This window comes from Hydrogenophaga luteola, assembly GCF_042648585.1.
Classification (GTDB): Bacteria; Pseudomonadota; Gammaproteobacteria; order Burkholderiales; family Burkholderiaceae_C; genus Hydrogenophaga; species Hydrogenophaga luteola.
The window spans coordinates 704,297-721,425 of record NZ_JBHRXX010000005.1; the positions used below are offsets into that span (position 1 = coordinate 704,297).

The 17,129-nt window shown below is 68.1% G+C and carries 16 protein-coding genes; 7 read left to right on the forward strand and 9 right to left on the reverse strand.

Going from position 1 to position 17,129, the window contains the following annotated elements:
- Nucleotides 1-57 precede the first annotated feature (57 nt).
- The 4 genes from ACFOPI_RS13480 to ACFOPI_RS13495 all read right to left on the reverse strand — a co-directional run bounded on the left by ACFOPI_RS13480 (nucleotide 58) and on the right by ACFOPI_RS13495 (nucleotide 4,479).
- Nucleotides 58-1,611 (reverse strand): polyamine aminopropyltransferase, encoded by a 1,554-nt coding sequence (locus ACFOPI_RS13480; protein ID WP_382174600.1) that lies wholly within the window; start codon nucleotides 1,609-1,611, stop codon nucleotides 58-60.
- 1 nt (nucleotide 1,612) lies between these two features.
- Nucleotides 1,613-1,834: a DUF350 domain-containing protein gene (locus tag ACFOPI_RS13485; protein WP_382174602.1), complete on the reverse strand. Its 222-nt coding sequence runs from the start codon at nucleotides 1,832-1,834 to the stop codon at nucleotides 1,613-1,615.
- A 39-nt stretch (nucleotides 1,835-1,873) separates the two neighbouring features.
- On the reverse strand, nucleotides 1,874-3,367 hold the full coding sequence (locus ACFOPI_RS13490; protein ID WP_382174604.1) for a DUF4178 domain-containing protein: 1,494 nt from the start codon (nucleotides 3,365-3,367) through the stop codon (nucleotides 1,874-1,876).
- Between the two features lie 98 nt (nucleotides 3,368-3,465).
- Nucleotides 3,466-4,479 (reverse strand): fumarylacetoacetate hydrolase family protein, encoded by a 1,014-nt coding sequence (locus ACFOPI_RS13495; RefSeq protein ID WP_382174606.1) that lies wholly within the window; start codon nucleotides 4,477-4,479, stop codon nucleotides 3,466-3,468.
- Between the two features lie 146 nt (nucleotides 4,480-4,625).
- On the opposite strand from ACFOPI_RS13495, the gene ACFOPI_RS13500 reads away from it, so the two are divergent.
- The 3 genes from ACFOPI_RS13500 (at nucleotide 4,626) to ACFOPI_RS13510 (ending at nucleotide 7,179) form a co-directional block, all read left to right on the forward strand.
- A complete protein-coding gene (locus ACFOPI_RS13500) occupies nucleotides 4,626-5,504 on the forward strand; it encodes an IclR family transcriptional regulator (protein ID WP_382174608.1) in 879 nt (292 codons plus the stop codon).
- Nucleotides 5,501-6,745, forward strand: coding sequence for a DUF3108 domain-containing protein (locus ACFOPI_RS13505; protein WP_382174610.1), 1,245 nt, complete (start codon nucleotides 5,501-5,503; stop codon nucleotides 6,743-6,745). The genes ACFOPI_RS13500 and ACFOPI_RS13505 overlap by 4 nt, the downstream gene beginning before the upstream one ends.
- A 149-nt stretch (nucleotides 6,746-6,894) precedes the next feature.
- Complete coding sequence (locus tag ACFOPI_RS13510; protein WP_066253592.1) at nucleotides 6,895-7,179, forward strand: BTH_I0359 family protein; 285 nt, start codon at nucleotides 6,895-6,897, stop codon at nucleotides 7,177-7,179.
- A gap of 142 nt (nucleotides 7,180-7,321) precedes the next feature.
- Here the strand turns inward: ACFOPI_RS13510 and ACFOPI_RS13515 are convergent, their stop codons facing one another.
- Entirely contained in the window at nucleotides 7,322-8,425 is a 1,104-nt protein-coding gene (locus ACFOPI_RS13515; RefSeq protein WP_382174612.1) for an AbrB family transcriptional regulator, read from the reverse strand.
- Nucleotides 8,426-8,560: 135 nt separating this feature from the next.
- Here ACFOPI_RS13515 and ACFOPI_RS13520 point away from each other — a divergent pair, with 135 nt between their 5' ends.
- On the forward strand, nucleotides 8,561-9,310 hold the full coding sequence (locus ACFOPI_RS13520) for a ChaN family lipoprotein (protein ID WP_382174614.1): 750 nt from the start codon (nucleotides 8,561-8,563) through the stop codon (nucleotides 9,308-9,310).
- A gap of 13 nt (nucleotides 9,311-9,323) precedes the next feature.
- On the opposite strand, the gene ACFOPI_RS13525 is transcribed toward ACFOPI_RS13520, so the two are convergent.
- From ACFOPI_RS13525 to ACFOPI_RS13535, 3 genes are all read right to left on the reverse strand, one after another.
- The gene (locus ACFOPI_RS13525; protein WP_382174615.1) at nucleotides 9,324-10,391 is read right to left on the reverse strand and encodes a zinc ribbon domain-containing protein; all 1,068 of its coding nucleotides are present in this window, start codon (nucleotides 10,389-10,391) and stop codon (nucleotides 9,324-9,326) included.
- A 10-nt stretch (nucleotides 10,392-10,401) separates the two neighbouring features.
- Nucleotides 10,402-11,484 carry an SPFH domain-containing protein gene (locus ACFOPI_RS13530; protein WP_382174617.1) on the reverse strand — a complete coding sequence of 361 codons (1,083 nt, stop codon included), beginning with the start codon at nucleotides 11,482-11,484 and terminating at the stop codon, nucleotides 10,402-10,404.
- Between the two features lie 132 nt (nucleotides 11,485-11,616).
- Entirely contained in the window at nucleotides 11,617-13,185 is a 1,569-nt protein-coding gene (locus ACFOPI_RS13535; RefSeq protein WP_382174619.1) for a rhodanese-like domain-containing protein, read from the reverse strand.
- Nucleotides 13,186-13,270: 85 nt separating this feature from the next.
- On the opposite strand from ACFOPI_RS13535, the gene purU reads away from it, so the two are divergent.
- On the forward strand, nucleotides 13,271-14,119 hold the full coding sequence (purU, locus tag ACFOPI_RS13540; RefSeq protein ID WP_382174621.1) for a formyltetrahydrofolate deformylase: 849 nt from the start codon (nucleotides 13,271-13,273) through the stop codon (nucleotides 14,117-14,119).
- 5 nt (nucleotides 14,120-14,124) lie between these two features.
- Nucleotides 14,125-14,994 (forward strand): LysR substrate-binding domain-containing protein, encoded by an 870-nt coding sequence (locus ACFOPI_RS13545; protein WP_382174623.1) that lies wholly within the window; start codon nucleotides 14,125-14,127, stop codon nucleotides 14,992-14,994.
- Here the strand turns inward: ACFOPI_RS13545 and ACFOPI_RS13550 are convergent, their stop codons facing one another.
- Entirely contained in the window at nucleotides 14,995-15,423 is a 429-nt protein-coding gene (locus ACFOPI_RS13550) for an Hsp20/alpha crystallin family protein (protein WP_066157385.1), read from the reverse strand.
- Between the two features lie 195 nt (nucleotides 15,424-15,618).
- On the opposite strand from ACFOPI_RS13550, the gene ACFOPI_RS13555 reads away from it, so the two are divergent.
- Nucleotides 15,619-17,121 (forward strand): FAD-linked oxidase C-terminal domain-containing protein, encoded by a 1,503-nt coding sequence (locus tag ACFOPI_RS13555; protein ID WP_382174625.1) that lies wholly within the window; start codon nucleotides 15,619-15,621, stop codon nucleotides 17,119-17,121.
- The last annotated feature ends 8 nt before the right edge of the window (nucleotides 17,122-17,129 follow it).

The following is a 17,129-nucleotide window of genomic DNA, read 5'->3' on the forward strand; positions in this document are numbered from 1 at the left end:
CGGGCCACCAGCGTGGTCCCCCCTTCAGGGGGGAAGCCGCGCAGCGGCGCAGGGGGGTCATTTCAATTTCCCCCACTCCGTCTCGTACGTGTGCACCAGCACCTGGTTCGACAGCCGGTTCACCTCGGCCGGCACGCGCCCCATGTCGACCGGGAAGTTGAACAACAGCGGCAGCGTGTCGGGGGTCAGGAAACGCAGCCCATCGGGCAGGGCCGTGACGGCGGGCGTGAAGGGCCGGTGGCTGGCGACGATAAAGCCCCACTCGCCGAAGCTGGGCACGTGGGCGTGGTACGGCGCGGTGCGCAGGCCCGCAGCCTCGATGGTGGTGGCCACCGTCCAATAGCTCTGGCGCGCCACCAGCGGCGAGGTGGTCTGCACCACGGCAAAACCGCTGGCCGACAGGCGCCGCGACAGCAGCGCATAGAAGGACTGGGTGTAGAGCTTGCCGACCGAAAAGTTGGTCGGATCGGGGAAGTCCACCACGATCACGTCGAACATGTCCTGGCCTTCTTCCAGCCAGCGAAAGGCGTCGGCGTTGACGATCTCGACCCGCGGCGAACGCAGCGCGTCGGCATTGAGGCGGCGCAGCGCCGGATCGCTGGAAAACAGGCGGGTCATGGCCGGGTCCAGTTCGACCAGGGTCACCTGCTCCACGCCGGGGTAGCGCAGGATCTCGCGCACCGCCATGCCGTCGCCGCCACCGAGCACCGCCACGCGCCGCGGCGCGCCCCCACCGCGCGCATAGGCCGACATCACCGGGTGCACCAGCGCCTCGTGGTAGCGGTACTCGTCGCTCTGCGCAAACTGCAGGTTGCCGTTGAGAAACAGGCGGTGGCCATGGGCGCCGTTCGTGAGCACGATGCGCTGCCAGGGCGAGGTCTCGGCCAGCACCACCTTGTCCTCGAAGAAACGGTCTTCGGCGGCGGTGGTGATGCGGTCGGCCAGCGCCCAGGCCGCCAGCAGCGCCGCCAGCACCAGCACCGCCGCCACCCCATGCGCCGCGCGCGCGCGGATCTCGTGCCGGAACAGCCACAGCGCCCAGAACGCCACGGCCGCGTTCATCAGTCCGAACAGCAGGCCGGTGCGCGCCAGGCCCAACTGCGGCACCAACCAGAGCGGGAAGGCGATCGACACCGCCAGCGCGCCGAGGTAGTCGAAGGTCAGCACCTGCGACACCAGGTCCTTGAGCACCACATGGCGGCGCAAGATGCGCATCACCAGCGGGATCTCCAGCCCCACCAGCGTGCCCACCAGCAGCACCAGGCCGTAGAGCAGCCCGCGAAACGCGCCGGGCAGGTAGGCGTTGGCCAGGAACAGCAGCGCTGGCAGCAGCCCGCCGATCAGCGCGATCAGCAGCTCGATGCGCAGGAACTGGGCCGGCAGCTGCCGCTCGACATGGCGCGAGAGCCAGCTGCCGATGCCCATCGCAAACAGGTAGGTGCCGATGACGGTGGAGAACTGCAGCACCGAGTCGCCCAGCACATAGGACGCCAGCGCCGCCGCCGCGAGCTCGTACACCAGGCCGCAGGCGGCCACGAGAAACACGCTGGCCAACAGCGCGATCTCCACCGGACCCGGAGCTCGGGCCAGTCGGTCGTCGGTGGCCGGCACGTCAGCCGTGTATCGCCGCGGCGACGATGATCGAGATGCCCAGCGACATCGCTGCGACCACCAGGCCCAGCGCCATGTTGCGGTTCTCGACCAGCTCCTTCCAGAGGTCGTAGGGCGTGAGCTTGTCGATCACGATGAAACTGATCCAGAACACCAACACGCCGATCAGCGCGAACAGGATCGATCCCAGAAACGCCGCGGGCCTGAGCCATTCAATGTCCATCTGTTGCTCCTGTCGAAATGTGGAGAGGGAAAAACCGGTTCACTTGTGCCAGCCGCCGCTGGAGCTGCCGCCGTAGGAGCCCCCGCCCCAGCGGCCGGAGGTGGAACTGCAGTTCTCGACCTGGGGGTCGCAATCGTCGCAGCCCCGCTCGATCATCACCACGATCAGCACAACCACCACGAACAGCATCACCTTGCCGACCGACCAGCCGTCGCTGCTCAGGGGCGTCGCGTCGCCGCGCTTGAACAGGTCCTTTTTCTGGTCCAGGTTGAACGCCTTGGCGACAACCGCGCTGTCCAGCCGCTCGCCCACCGACCAGGTCCATTCGTCCCGCGACTTCTCCAGCGACAGCAGGTTCCCGCCCTGCGCGTAGTCCGAGTTCTCGGTCACTTGGCCACGTTCGACCTTCCAGTAGAACTCGCCGGCCACGTACTGCGTCTCGGCGCGGTAGCTGTACTGCAGCTGGTAGCGTTTGCCCAGGTAGGTGGCGGTCTTGCCGCCCGAGGACACCTTGGGCGCGCCAGTGGCGGGCTTGACCAGGCTCCAGCCGTCTTCGGCGTCGACCAGAAACTGGAAACCTTCCTTGCGGTTGTAGAGCAGGTACTCCTGCCAGCCGAACACCTCGTCCTCGCCCAGCTCGGTGCCACTGCGGTGCTGGTAACCCACCACCTGCCAGGACGCGCCGCGCAATTGGCCCACGGTGCCCAGGGGGATCAGCGGCCGCACCGGCTCGTCCTGGATCGCGTGTTTGAGCTCGCCGCCGATGCCGGCCGACAGGTCGATCAGCGCGTCGCAGGACGGGCAGCTCATGCTCTTCGTGGTGTCGAGCTTGACCTCCAGCCGCGCCGCGCAGTTCGGACAGTTGAAGTGGCGCCCGTCGTCCTTGCGCACCGCGTCGCCCGCCAGGCCCGCGAGTTTCAGTTCGTCGAGCGGGACCTGTCGACCCAGCCAGACCGCAGGCGGCTCGCTGGCGTAGTCGATGCTGCAGACCGAACCGGTGTCGTTGCGCAGCTCAACCACGCCGAACACCTGGCCAGGCTCCGGCAGGTGCGAGAGCTCGCCCTGCGCCGCGAGGACCGAGGCCTCGGTGACCGCGCTGACGGCAAAGGTCTCGCCGCCCAGCACGTGGCTGCGGCCCACACGCCAGTCCTTGAAGGCCGGCAGGCTGCCCGAAACCTTGCGCGGCACGCTGAAGACAAAACTGCCGTTGTCTTCGCTCAGGCTGCCCAGGCTCTGGTCGTCGAACACCGCCTGCCACTCGGTCCAGCGCGCCGCGGCGTTGCCCAGCTGCAGCCGACCGACCAGGGTGAAGGCCTGGCCCCGCCACTGTCCGGTGGCGCCGATCTTCAGCGGGCTGTAGTCGGTGAACTCGTCGGCGATGCGGCCCAGGCGGGCCAGCGCATCGGCGGTGCGCACCACGCTGGAATGGCAGTAGGCACAGACCGCGTGGGTGGACTGGGCGCTCTGGAAGGCGACGGGGGCACCGCAACCCGGGCACGGTGCCTCGTAGCGGCGCTGCGTGCCCTCAGCCATGGGCACCACCGACGGTCTTCACCGCCTCACACTGCACAAATGAAATCGGCCGCACCCTTCGCATGGTGCGGCCGATCATAAGGGGGCGGTTGCCCCCTTCAGTCCTGGTTCAGCGGGGCAATCTTCTGCTCGATCGCACCGAAGATGCTCTGGCCATCCTTGCCCTTCATTTCGATGCGGATGGTGTCGCCGAACTTCATGAACTCGGTCGAGGGCTTGCCGTCCAGGATGGTCTCGATCGCGCGTTTCTCGGCGATGCAGGAGTAGCCCTTGGGCCAGTCCTTCTTGCCATCCACCTCGACGCCGCGGTTGCTCACCGTGCCCGAGCCGACGATGGAGCCGGCGCGCACGTTGCGCGTCTTGCCGATGTGGGCGATCAGCTGGCCGAAGTGGAAGGTCATGTCCGGCCCGGCGTCGCACATGCCGACCTTGCGGCCGTTCCAGGTGCTCTGCAGGGTCAGGTGCACGCGGCCGCCCTGCCAGGCGTCGCCCAGCTCGTCGGGCGTCACGGCGACCGGGCTGAAGGCGGTGGCCGGCTTGCTCTGGAAGAAGCCGAAACCCTTGGCCAGCTCGGCCGGAATCAGGTTGCGCAGGCTGACGTCGTTGACCAGCATCAGCAGGCGGATGCCGTCCAGCGCCTGCTCGGGCGTGGCGCACATCGGCACATCCCCGGTGATGACCGCGATCTCGGACTCGAAGTCGATGCCGTAGTCCTCGCTGGGCACGATCACGTCATCGCGCGGGCCGATGAAGTCGTCGCTGCCGCCCTGGTACATCAACGGGTCTTCGTAGAAGCTGGCTGGCACCTCGCTGTTGCGGGCGGCGCGCACCAGCTCCACGTGGTTGATGTAGGCCGAGCCGTCGGCCCACTGGTAGGCGCGCGGCAGCGGCGCCATGCACATGGCCGGGTCGAACGGGAAGGCGTGGCGTGCCTTGCCCTGGTTGAGCGTCACATACAGATCCTGCAGCTGGGGCGCCAGGAAGTTCCAGTCGTCCAGCACCTGCTGCAGCTTGGTGGCGATGCCCGTCGCATAATGGGCGGTCGTCAGGTCGCGCGAGACGACCACCAATTGTCCGTCACGCGAGCCGTCCTTGTAGGTGGCGAGTTTCATGCGAGTCTCCTGCGGGTTGTGGGGTTTACATGATTACGAATAGTGAAATTCGTTAACCTATACGTAAAAATCGCATTCTAGTTCACGGCGCACATTTGCGTGTGAAAACCCCTCATTCCACCCCAGCGCTCCCCACCGTTGTTCCGATGCCCGCCGCGAAAACCCCAGCCTCCAAGGCCTCCACCCCACGCGACACCACCGAAACGGACACCGAGCATCTGCGCGCCGGCATCCAGTCGGTCGAGGTCGGGTTCGAGCTGCTCAACGCCCTGTCCCAGGCCCCCGGAGCGCTGATGCTGCGCGACCTGGCCGCCGCCGCCGGCATGAGCGCGGCCAAGGCCCACCGCTACCTGGTGAGCTTCCAGCGCATGGGCCTGGTGATGCAGGACCCGGTGAGCACGCGCTACGACCTGGGTCCAGCCTCGCTGCGCCTGGGGCTGGCCAGCCTGAGCCGGCTGGACGCCGTGAAGCTGGCGCGCGACCGCATCCCGGCCCTGCTGGCCGAGACCGGCCACACGCTGGCGATTGCCGTCTGGGGCAACCAGGGACCGACCATGGTGCACTGGGCCGAGGCCCCGCAGACCGTGCCGGTCACCCTGCGCCTGGGCGACGTGATGCCGTTGCTGACCTCGGCCACCGGGCGCTGTTTCGCCGCGTTCATGGGCCAGGAAGGCCGCGACGCCCAGCGCATCGCCCCCATGATCCGCGAGGAACTGGCCCGGGTGAAGAAGCTGCCGCGCAACGGCCTGCCGCTGGAAGACGTGCCGCAGACGCTGCAAGATGTCCAGGCCCTGCTCGATGAAACCCGCGCCCAGGGCCTGGGCCGGGTGGTGCACAGCCTGCTGCCCGGCGTGGGCGGCTTCTGCGCGCCGGTGTTCGACGCCCAGGGCCGGCTGGCGCTGGGTCTGGTGGTGCTGGGTTCGGTGGCGACGCTGGACACCGACTGGAACGGCGCACCCGCCCTGGCGCTGCGTCGCTGCGCCCGCCAGCTCAGCGACGATCTGGGCCACCGGCCGACGCCATGACCGCTGCCGAGCCGCACTTCCCCGTCGAGCGCGCGGCACCGCGCCGGCGCGTGCTGTTCGCGCTGGGCGCGGGCGTGCTGCTGGCACACCTGAGCCTGCTCAGCGGCGGCCTGTCCGGCCTGTCACTGGACATGTTCACAGCGACCGCATCCGATCCGGCGAGCGCGCCCGAGGCGACCGGCGCGCCGCCACCACCCGAATTGGCCGCTGCCGCGAGCGAGGAGCTTCCGCCCCCCGTGCGCTCCAGCCGCGTGCGCTGGATCCTGCCCAAGCCGCCAGCACCCGAGCCGGCGCCGCCGCCACCACCACCTCCTCCCAAGGTGGTCGAACCCCCGCCACCACCGCCGGTGGAAGCGGTCGTGGTGGAGCCCCCCGCCGAACCTCCGGCCGAGCCCCCGCCGGTCGAAGTGGCCGTGGCGCCGCCGCCGGAGCCGCCCGCACCGCCCCCGGTCGAGGCCACACCTGTCAATCCGCCCGCCCCGGTGTCGGACCTGCCCGCGGCCACCGAGGTCGCGGCCAGCACGGTCCAGGGCCAGGGCGCCGGACTGGCCGACGCCGGCCTGCCGCCAGCCTTGCCGCCGCCGGGCGCCGATCTGCGCTTCACCGCCACCTCCATTTCCAAAGGCAAAACCTACAACGGCTCTGCGCAACTGGAGTGGTCCAATGAGGGCAACGCATACGAGGCCAGGCTGACCGTGCGTGTGCTGGTGTTCACCGTGCTCTCGCAGACCAGCAAGGGGCAGCTCAGCGCCAAGGGCCTGGTGCCCGACCGCTTCACCGACCAGCGCCGCAGCAGCGAGCGGGCCGCGCACTTCGACCGTGAGGGCCAGCGGCTGCGCTTCAGCAACAACGCACCGGACGCCAAGCTGCTGCCCGGCGCGCAAGACCGCCTGTCGGTGAACTTCCAGCTCTCGGCCTTGTTCAACGCCCGGCCACAGGCGTACACCGAGGGCAGCGTGCTGCGCCTTCCCGTCAGCGGCGTAGACACGTCGGAGATCTGGCTGTTCCAGGTTGGACCGGTCGCCAACGAACCCCTGCCCGCCGGCGAGGTGCAGACCGTGCGGCTCACCCGCTCGCCGCGCAAGGAATACGACCGCAAGGTGGAGGTGTGGCTGATGACGGCCTACGCCCACCTGCCCGGCCGCATCCGCATCACCGAACCCAACGGCGACTACCTGGACATGGTCCTGCAGGACCTGCCGGTGCTGCAAGCCACACCGTCCCAACCCCAGCTGCAGTGAAGCGATGAACTGTGCCGAAAAACACACGCATCTTGAAACTTCGGCCCACAGGGCCATCTAAATATGCAACAGGCCTGAAGCCCGGCGGCGAATTGCCGATATAAGTGACAACAGGCGCACTGTTTCGCCCTGTGGAAGGAAATACAGCCATGCACATGCTCTACGACTCTGATGCCTTTGCGGTGGTCCACATCCTGGCCAATGCGCCGGAAGATGCCGAAGCGCAGCGCCTCCTGGGCCCGCAGATTCCCCGCCATGGTTTTGAAATCGTCGACAAGCGCTCGGGCAAGGAGGTCTACCTCGACGGCTCCTGGGCCGAGATGTTCCAGGAACAGATCCAGGCCTGGCAGCAGAACACGCCCTCTCAAGAAGAGGTGGAAGACACGCTCGAAGGCTACGCCTCGCTGGCCCAGATGCCGGTGGTCATGCACTGAGGGCTCCCCCCGCGCCGCGCCTGCGGCGCGTCACCCCCAGGGGTCGATGCGAGCGGCCCGGCGAAGCCGGCTCCACCGCATCCTGGACTCAAACCCTTCTCTCCCAAAGCCCGGCACCTGCCGGGCTTCGGTTTTTGGGCACTCAGTCTTTATGTCTCGCCATCCACCAGCGGTACACCGGCTCGGCCAGGATCAGCACCGCGACCAGGCGGCAGACCTGGAACGCGGTCACCATGGGCACGCCCAGCTGCAACACCTTGGCGGTGATGGACATCTCGGCGATGCCACCCGGCGAGGTGCCGAGCACCATGGTGGCCGGGTGCAGGCCCGTCATCAGGGACAGCAGCCAGGCGAAGCCGGCACAGACCGCCATCATGAACAGGCTGGCCAGCGCCACCGAGCCCAGCCAGCGCGGCGCGGTGTGCACGAAGGCCGGTGTGAAGCGCACGCCCAGGCTCACGCCGATCACCAGCTGCGCCGCGGCGCTGAGCGCGGGCGGAATCGCCGACAGCGTCACGCCGCTGAGCGTCAGCACCATGGTGGCCACCAGGGCGCCCATGAACCAGGGATTGGCCCGACCCAGCCGGCGCATCACCAGAATGCCTGCCAGGGTCAGACCGCCCAGCAGCGCCAGTCCCGCGATGTCCACGGCGCGCGCACCGGGAGGTGCCGGCTCCAGACCGGACACACCCCAGGCCTGCATGGCGAACGGAATGGTCACGGTGACCAGCAGCACGCGCAGGCTGTGGGCCGCCGCCACGAGATCGGTGCGCGCGCCGTGGCGTTCCGCGATCAGGGTCATCTCGGAAGCACCGCCGATGGCGCCGGCGAAATAGGTGGTGCTGCGCAACTGTGCCGGGCTCAGATGCCCCAGCTGCCGCGCATGGACACGCCGCAGCCAAGCCCCGAACCCCAGGCCCAGTGCCAGCGCCCAGACGATGCCCAGCGCGATCGCCCACCAGAGCCCGACCACCAACACCCCGACCGCCGGTGTGAAGTACAGGCCCAGCGCCGCGCCGATCACCCACTGGCCACCATTGCGCAGCGGGATCCAGCTTGCCGTGGGCGCACCGAACACCGACACCAGCGCAGTCGCCAGCAGCGGTCCCAGCATCCAGGGAATGGGCGTGTTCAGCCAGACACACAGGCGCGCCGCCCCGAAGGCCAGCACCAGGGTCAGCAAGACGCGAAGGACGAACGGGGCGCCCCGGGTGGTCGGGGTCTCAGGATCGGGAACAGGCGACACGGACAGGGCACCGGGAAGGCGCCGACGCAACAACAGCGGGACGCGTAGTATCGGGCCATGATCTGTCGACCCGCTGTAACCGTACGCCGGTTCACCGCAGCCCTGATGGTATGGGTGCTCGGGGCCTGCAGTGCCATGCCCCGCATCACGGCGGACCTCCAGGGCCTGCTGCCCACGCCCCTACTGCTGGTCGGAGAGCAGCACGACGCCCCCGAGCACCAGGCCCTGCAGCGCGACACCGTGCAGCAGCTGGCGGCCCGCGGCGAACTGGGGGCGCTGGTGCTGGAGATGGTCGAGCAAGGCCGGGACACCCGCCGCCTGCCCCCCGATGCCAGCGAGGCCCAGGTGCGGGCAGCGCTGGACTGGACCGCCGAGCGCAACACGGGCGCCTGGCCCTGGGCCGTGTACGGCCCGACCATCCTCTCGGCGGTGCGCGCCGGGGTGCCGGTGCTGGGTGGCAACCTGCCCCGTGCCGGGATGCGCACGGCCATGGCCGATGCCACCCTGGACGGGACGCTGCCCGCGCCGGCCCTGCAGCGGCAGCGCGAAGCGATCCACGACGGCCACTGCCAGCTGCTGCCCGACACCCAGATCGCACCGATGACCCGCATCCAGATCGCCCGCGACCGCGCCATGGCGCAGACCGCCGTAGACGCGCTCCAGCCGGGGCGCACCGTGCTGCTGATTGCGGGCAACGGCCACGTGCAGCGCGACCTGGGGGTGCCGCGCCACCTGCCCGCCGGGCAGCCGCACCGCGTGGTGATGGCACTGGCCGGCGACGTGGCCGGGCCAGTCGATCCGGCGGTAGCGGACCGCCAGTGGGTCACGCCACCGACGCCTGCCAAAGACCATTGCGCCGAGATGCGGCAGCAGATGGGCCGCTGAAGCGGCCCGACGCTCAGCGGCCTTCGAGCGAGGCCACGATGTAGAGCAGGATCAGCCCGGCGATCACCGCCAGCGCGATCTTGACCCAGCTCTTGGGGTACTCGCCCGCCACCTGCCCCGTGGCGCCGTTCACAACCACCTGGTAGTCCTTCGCGCCGTAGCGGTAGCCCACCAGCCAGACCGGCAGCAGCACGTGCTTGAAGGTCTGGCGGTCGAAGCTCGGGGACACCTGCAGGTTGCGGTGGGTGTCGGCGCGGATGTCCTGCGCGCACATCCGCCGGATCGCATCGACCATGCGCTCGCGCCCTCGCTGGGCGGCGGCCACCAGATCGAGCTGGTAGCGCTCCACCGTCCAGCCGCTGAGGTAGCCCGGGTCGTAGGGCTTGAGCCGCTCGGACGCAGTGGGGAAGGGCTCGACCGCCTCCACCAGCCGCGGATGCACCCCGCGCGAACCGCAGACCAGGGTGTCGTCGAAGAAATGCCGCACGTGGCCACTGACAGGAAACCAGCGCACCTGCCGCTCGCCCTTCTGGTTCTGGTAGTACTCGCCGCCCTCGGCGGTGTAGCGAGCGCTGACCTCGGCGTCGAAAGTCCAATACGGCAGGTAGACCCCCTTGACGGTGTCGGTGAGCGCCTTGCCTCCCAGGTTGTTGGGTGCCCAGAAACGCGACTTGTACCAGCTGCGCAGCTTGTCGCGCGCGGCGGGCTCGCTCACGTCGAAGGGCAGCAGGCTCTCGGGCCGGATGATGTCGCCGGTCTCCTCAAACTCGACCAGCGCGGTCGAACCGCAGAAATCGCAGGCCTTGCCCTGCTGGGCGTTCGTGAAGGTGCTGATCGCCTGGCAGTGCTGGCAGCGCACCGGCCGGCGCTGGTCCTGCCAGCCGCGCGCGCTTTGCGGGATCGACTGCAGGGCCGACACCAGATCGTGCTCGACGATCTCGCCGTCGGCCTGGACCTCGTAAGGCGACTCGGTGCCGCAGTAGGCGCAGATCAGCGCCTTCTTGGCCGGGTTCCACTGCGCCTCGCCGCCACAGGCCGGGCAGGCCAGCTTCTGGCGCGCGGTGACTTCATTCAGCTGCATGCGGGCGCGATCAACCCTTCAGGAATTCGTCGAGCGCCGCCTGCGGCACGCGCCACTGGCTGCCAATCTTGCGGCCCTTGAGATTGCCCGCCTCCAGCTCCTGCAGCACATCCGCCGGGCTCACACCCAGAGCCTCGGCCACCTGCTCGGGCGTCATCAGTGCGATGGGCGCCGCGGCCGGGGCGGCGGCCGCCGCAGGGGCCTGGGGCACCAGACCCGGCTGCGAAGGCGCCTGCGCGGCGCCACCGGCCATGCCCTGCATCATCGACTGGCCCATGGCCAGACCAGCGGCCAGCTCGGCGCCGATGCCGGCCGTGCCGGCTTTGCCTTCGGCCAGGGCGTTGCCCATGTTGTACTTGACGTAGTCGTTGAGGTTGCCGATGGCGGTCATGGCCCCGCGCTTGTCGATCGCCTGTTCCAGCTCCGGCGGCACCGACACGTTTTCCACCACGAAGGCGGTGAGTTCGATGCCGTACTTCTCGCGCGTGGCGACGTTGATCGGCTCCAGCAGCGCCTCGCCCAGTTCGCTGTAGCGCGTGGCCACGTCCAGCGCCGGCACCTTGGCCTTGGCCAGGGTCTCGCTGAACACGCTGACCAGCCGCGAACGCATCACGTCGTTGAACTCGTCCAGGCGGAAGTGGTGGTCGGTACCGGCCACCTCCTTGAGGAACTTGACGGGGTCGACGATCTTGAAGTCGTAGGTGCCGAAGGCGCGCATCCGCACCACGCCGAAGTCGGCGTCGCGCATCATCACCGGGTTGGAGGTGCCCCACTTGTTGCCGGTGAAGACGCGGGTGACGACGTAGTAAACATCGGCCTTGAACGGCGTCTGGAACTTGTATTTCCAGCCCAGCAGGTCCGACAGGATCGGGATGTTCTCGGTCTTGAGCGTGTGGCGGCCCGGCCCCAGCGTGTCGGCGAACTGGCCGACGTAGACGAACTGCGCGATCTGGCTCTCGCGCACGATCAGCTGGGCCTCGTTCTTGATCTGCTTGTCGTCGTCCGGGAAGCGGTACGACAGCGTGTCGCGCGAGTCGTCTGTCCATTCGATGACGTCGATGAACTGGCGATTCAGGAAATCCATGATGGCCATGAGGAGCCTCCTTGCGGCGGAAAGTGTGGACGGTTGTCAGGCGTGGCGCCGGGTGGCGTCGGCCAGCACATCGACCATGGTATCAATCTGTTCGCACTCGACGAAGCGGGGCGGCGCGAAAACGAGGTCTGTTCAGTACACCACGCCCAGGGCCACTTTGCCCACCGTCGGCAATCCCGCCGCCGTCCAGGCCGGCAGGCCACCCCGGTACCAGTAGACCTGCGTGTAGCCAGCCTGCACCGCCCGCAGCGCCGCGTTCGCCGACAGCCAGCCCGCCCGCGCGCCTCCGTAAAACACCAGCGGCTGGGTGGGGTCGGGTGCGGCGGCGCGGATCAGCCCTTCGAAGCGCTGGTGGACGGCGGCCTCCTGCTTTGCGTCGTCGAAAGACGCCCCCGAACCCAGCAGGGCGAACGCCCCGGGGACCATGCCGTCGTCGGGCGAGACGTCCACCAGCATCGGGCGCTGGCCTTCCGAGAGCATGCGCGCCAGCACCGCCGTGTCGATGCGTTGCACGCCGCGCAGCGTGCAGGGCGCGGCCGTGTCGTAGGCCTCATCCTCCATCGCTTTGCGCTTCGAGGCCTCGCCGCTGCAGAAGTCGGTCTTTTCCTCCGCCAGGGCCGTGGCAGAGGGGGACGGCAGCTGCGTCAGCGCCTCTCGCACCTGCTGCGCCTGCCGATCGAGAAGGGGCCGAAGGTCCTGGTCGTCCAGCGCCAGCGGGCGGCACAGCCTCGGCTGGCCGTTGCGCTGGTTGCACCCCAGCAGTGCACGGGCCATGGCCACCTCCGGGCTGCTGGCCCCACCGCTGACGTGCGCCCGTGTCATGGGTCCGCCAGACACTCCTTCGTCCCATGCGATGGCCTTGTGCTGGGGCGCGGTCGCGAAAGTCTTGAAGAACTGGTCCACCTCCGGGCAGTTGCCTTTGGGGCACATCACCGGCCGGACCGCTTGCCCCCATGTGGCCAGATCGAAAGGGGTGTCCTTCACCGCCTGGCCAAAGTGCCTGAGCTGCAGCCGCATCGACGCCGGCAGGTCGATCGGAACCGTCTCGCGCTGCGTCACCAGCCCGAGGGTGAACGCATCCTTGCCTGCCTGAACCTTGCAGGTCGCGGGCTGGAACACGTTGAGACACAGCGCCGCCTGGCTGGCCGGGGCTGGGTTGCGTTCGATGTCGCGCAGGACCAGAAGCCCTCGGGACTGCTTGAACCCGTAGATCGCCTCGTTGATCACCCCGTCGTTCATCGCCTCCCCGAGCTGGCGGCGGAAGAACGCATAGAGGGCGGTCCCGACACCAAAGGCTTGTCGTCCGGAGTCGATCTCGTAGCCTCCGTGAATGCCCAGCAGGCTGTTGCCCGGCACCCTGCCCGTTCCAAAGCTGCGGCTCTTCCCTGCGACGAACAGGACCGAACAGGCTGACATACACCGACCCACCGCCACCGTGTCCAGCCCCGCGCCTCGGACGGCCTCTCCGACCGTCAGAGCGGTCCAGAGGTCGCCACCCGGCGAATCCACCAGGACAAGCCGCCGCAGCCCGGGCTGCGCCAGCTGCGCCTTGAACGACAGGAAGTCGTCGCCGCCGACCTCCCCGGTCGCGTACAGGGTGCCCCCCACCCGCTCCAGGGTCATGGCCCCCGCCGTCAGATGCACCAGCAGGCACACCCCGACCAGCCACCCTTTCCATCCACCGCACACCGGATGCGCCACCGCCGCCCCTCCATCGCCCATCGTTGTTGATGCCCGGGATTTCACCATATGGGGCCGCAGCCACCCTGCGACAATCCGGCCGACCATGATCCACACCTACGTTCTCACCCTCTCCTGCCAGGACCGCCCCGGCATCGTGCACGCCGTCTCGGGCTTCCTGCTGGAGCGTGGCGGCAACATCGAAGAAGCCGCCCAGTACAACGACCACGGCACCGGCCTGTTCTTCATGCGTGTCCAGTTCACCTGCGACCGGCTGACGCAGGACGAGCTGCGCACGCACCTGACGGCGTTCGCCGAGCCCTTTGCCATGCGCTGGAGCCTGAACCCGCTGGCCGAGCCGATGAAGACCGTGATCTTCGTCAGCAAGGAAGGCCACTGCCTGAACGACCTGCTGTTCCGCTGGAAGAGCGGCCTGCTGCGGCTGGACATCCGCGCCATCGTCAGCAACCACCGCGACTTCTACCAGCTGGCCGCCAGCTACAACGTGCCGTTCCACCACATCCCGCTCACGGCCGCCACCAAGGCGCAGGCCGAAGCGAAACAGCTGGAGGTGATCCGCAGCGAAGGCGCCGAACTGGTGGTGCTGGCGCGCTACATGCAGATCCTGTCGGACAACCTGTGCCGCGAGCTCTCGGGACAGGCGATCAACATCCACCACAGCTTCCTGCCGAGCTTCAAGGGCGCCAAGCCGTATTACCAGGCCCACGACCGCGGCGTGAAGCTGATCGGCGCGACCGCGCACTATGTGACGGCCGACCTGGACGAAGGCCCGATCATCGAGCAGGATGTGGCCCGCGTGGACCACACCGACACGGTGGAAGACCTGACCGCCCTGGGCCGCGACACCGAGAGCCAGGTGCTGGCGCGCGCGGTGAAGTGGCACAGCGAGCACCGCGTGCTGCTCAACGGCCACAAGACGGTCGTATTCAAATAGTCCAGATGACCATCCGCATCCCGCCCATCCAGTGTCTGCTGACGTTTGAAGCGCTGGCGCGCCTGCGCAGCGTGACGCAGACGGCGGACGAGCTGTGCGTGACACCGAGCGCGGTGAGCCACCGCATCAAGCAGCTCGAACAGATCCTGGGGACCAAGCTGTTCGGACGGGCGGATTTTTCATTGACCACCGAGGGCAGCGAGTACCTGGCGCAGGTGCGCGAGGGCCTGGCCTCGCTGCAGAAATTCCCGAGCAGCGCAGCCTCACCGGGCCGGCGCAAGCTGCGGCTGGCGGTCACGCCAACCTTTGCGCGCTCCATCCTCCTGCCGCGCCTCAAGCAGTTTTCCGACGCCTACCCCGAGATCGACCTGACGCTGCAGGTCAGCATCCCGCTGTTGGACGTGGTGGCCGAGGACGCGGACCTGATGGTCCGCTTCGGCACCGGTCGTTACGCCGACGTGGAGCATGTGTGCCTGATGAAGGACGAGGTCACACCGCTGGCCTCACCCGCTTTCGTACGCGAACACGGGCCGTTCGAGACGCCGCAGGACCTGGAAGGTGAGCCGCTGCTGCGCAGCCCGCTGGAGCCTTGGCGCACCTGGTTCGCTGCGCACGACCTGGACTGGCCGGAGCCGGTGGATGGATCGCAGTTCAACGACATCGGCCTGATGTGCGACGCCGCCGCAGTGGGCATGGGTGTGGCCCTGGTGCGAATGAAGCTGGCCGCGCCCTGGCTGGAGAACGGCACGCTGGTGCCGCTCTACCCGCGCCACGTGCCCAGCCCGCACGCGCACTACCTGTGCTGGCGAACCGGCACCATGGACCGCTGGGAGTGCGCCGCCTTTGCCGAGTGGCTGCGCAACTCCCTCAGCTGATCACTCAACGTTCAGGCGTTGCCCCGCGAGCGCCAGCTTCTTGGGAAGCGTCAGCGTCAGCACCCCATTCTCGTACTTTGCCTTCGACTTCTCGTTGTCGATATCGGTGGCCAGCTGGAAGCTGCGGGCCACGGCGCCGTAGTAGCGCTCGGTGCGCAGCACCTTCTCGTCCTGGGTCTGGCTGTCCTGCTGCTTGATCTCGGCCCGCAGGGTCACCACGCTGCCTTCGACCGTCACGTGAATGTCTTCCTTGGCCACACCCGGGACTTCGGCCACCACGGTGTAAGCCGACGGTGTTTCCTTCACGTCGATCTTGATCTGCGAAGGCGAAGGCAACGAGTCGCCGTGCAGCGGACGGACATAAAAGCCGGGGGCGACGTCCTTGAAGAAGTCGTCGAACAGGCCGGTGCGTGCGATCAGATGGTTCATGGCGTTCACTCCTGAAAATGGTGGTGCAGTCGGGGGAGCGGTCATCGCTGCTCCCGTGCCAGACACATGGATTCGGATTCGGCGCTTTTCAAGCCCCCCGGTGCTTGATGCGCGTCAAAACCGCTCAACTCCTCTCACGACTGGCTGCAAGTTTCTTCAATGTGCAACCGGGCGGCCAGCCGTACACTGCGCCGCATGAACGCCCCCACCGCCCCCGCCGAAGTCACCCGCGCCGAGCGCGCCGCCCGCCAGGCCGAGGTGGTGCGCGCCCTGCTGGCCGTGCTGCCTGCGCATGCCCTGCTCTGGCACGCCGAGGACACCGTGCCTTACGAATGCGACGGCCTGACCGCCTACCGACAGCGGCCGCTGGTGGTAGCACTGCCCGAGACCGAGGCCCAGGTGTCGGCCGTGCTCAAGGCCTGCCATGCGCTGAACGCGCCGGTGGTCGCGCGCGGTGCCGGCACCGGCCTCTCGGGCGGCGCCATGCCGCACGCCATGGGCGTGACCCTCTCGCTGGCCAAGTTCAACAAGATCCTGTCGGTCGACGCCCGCTCCCGCACCGCCGTGGTCCAGGCCGGCGTGCGCAACCTCGCCATCAGCGAGGCGGCCGCGCCGCACGGCCTGTATTACGCGCCCGACCCCAGCAGCCAGATCGCCTGCACCATCGGCGGCAACGTGGCCGAAAACTCCGGCGGTGTGCACTGCCTCAAGTACGGCCTGACGGTGCACAACGTGCTGCAGGTGCGTGGCTTCACCGTGGAAGGCGAGCCGGTCACGTTCGGTGGCACCGCGCTGGACACGCCGGGGCTGGACCTGCTGTCGCTGGTGATCGGCAGCGAGGGCATGCTGGCCGTCGTGACCGAGGTGGTGGTCAAACTGGTGCCCAAGCCGCAGCTGGCGCGCTGCATCATGGCCAGCTTCGACGACATCCAGAAGGCCGGCGACGCGGTGGCGTCGGTCATCGCCGCCGGCATCATCCCGGCCGGGCTGGAGATGATGGACAAGCCCATGACCGCCGCGGTGGAGGATTTCGTCAAGGCCGGCTACGACCTGAACGCCGCAGCCATCCTGCTGTGCGAAAGCGACGGCACGCCCGAAGAAGTGGAAGAGGAAATCGGCCGCATGAGCGCCGTGCTGCGCGGCTGTGGCGCCACCGCCATCGCCGTGAGCCGCGACGAGGCCGAGCGCCTGCGCTTCTGGAGCGGCCGCAAGAACGCTTTCCCGGCCTCGGGCCGCATCAGCCCGGACTACATGTGCATGGACTCGACCATTCCGCGCAAGCGCCTGGCCGACATCCTGATCGCCATCGGCGAGATGGAGAAGAAATACGGCCTGCGCTGCGCCAACGTGTTCCACGCTGGCGACGGCAACCTGCACCCGCTGATCCTGTTCGATGCCAACGACCCGGACCAGCTGCGCCGCTGCGAACTGTTCGGCGCCGACATCCTGGAAACCAGCGTCGCCATGGGAGGTACCGTGACCGGCGAACACGGCGTGGGTGTGGAAAAAGTCAACAGCATGTGCGTCCAGTTTTCCGCCGAGGAAAACGCACAGATGTTTGCCGTCAAACGCGCCTTTGATACCAAAGAGCTACTGAATCCCGGCAAAGTGATTCCAACTCTGCAACGTTGTGCCGAATACGGAAAGATGCTGGTGCGCGCAGGCCAGATCAGCCACCCGGATTTGCCCCGGTTCTGACGGTCAGA

Coding starts and splice junctions, on each gene's coding strand:
- ACFOPI_RS13485 (WP_382174602.1), bottom strand. CDS start 1,834: ATGGACATTGAATGGCTCAGGCCCGCGGCGTTTCTGGGATCGATCCTG.
- ACFOPI_RS13490 (WP_382174604.1), bottom strand. CDS start 3,367: ATGGCTGAGGGCACGCAGCGCCGCTACGAGGCACCGTGCCCGGGTTGC.
- ACFOPI_RS13495 (WP_382174606.1), bottom strand. CDS start 4,479: ATGAAACTCGCCACCTACAAGGACGGCTCGCGTGACGGACAATTGGTG.
- ACFOPI_RS13500 (WP_382174608.1), top strand. CDS start 4,626: ATGCCCGCCGCGAAAACCCCAGCCTCCAAGGCCTCCACCCCACGCGAC.
- ACFOPI_RS13505 (WP_382174610.1), top strand. CDS start 5,501: ATGACCGCTGCCGAGCCGCACTTCCCCGTCGAGCGCGCGGCACCGCGC.
- ACFOPI_RS13510 (WP_066253592.1), top strand. CDS start 6,895: ATGCACATGCTCTACGACTCTGATGCCTTTGCGGTGGTCCACATCCTG.
- ACFOPI_RS13520 (WP_382174614.1), top strand. CDS start 8,561: ATGCCCCGCATCACGGCGGACCTCCAGGGCCTGCTGCCCACGCCCCTA.
- ACFOPI_RS13525 (WP_382174615.1), bottom strand. CDS start 10,391: ATGCAGCTGAATGAAGTCACCGCGCGCCAGAAGCTGGCCTGCCCGGCC.
- ACFOPI_RS13530 (WP_382174617.1), bottom strand. CDS start 11,484: ATGGCCATCATGGATTTCCTGAATCGCCAGTTCATCGACGTCATCGAA.
- purU (WP_382174621.1), top strand. CDS start 13,271: ATGATCCACACCTACGTTCTCACCCTCTCCTGCCAGGACCGCCCCGGC.
- ACFOPI_RS13545 (WP_382174623.1), top strand. CDS start 14,125: ATGACCATCCGCATCCCGCCCATCCAGTGTCTGCTGACGTTTGAAGCG.
- ACFOPI_RS13550 (WP_066157385.1), bottom strand. CDS start 15,423: ATGAACCATCTGATCGCACGCACCGGCCTGTTCGACGACTTCTTCAAG.
- ACFOPI_RS13555 (WP_382174625.1), top strand. CDS start 15,619: ATGAACGCCCCCACCGCCCCCGCCGAAGTCACCCGCGCCGAGCGCGCC.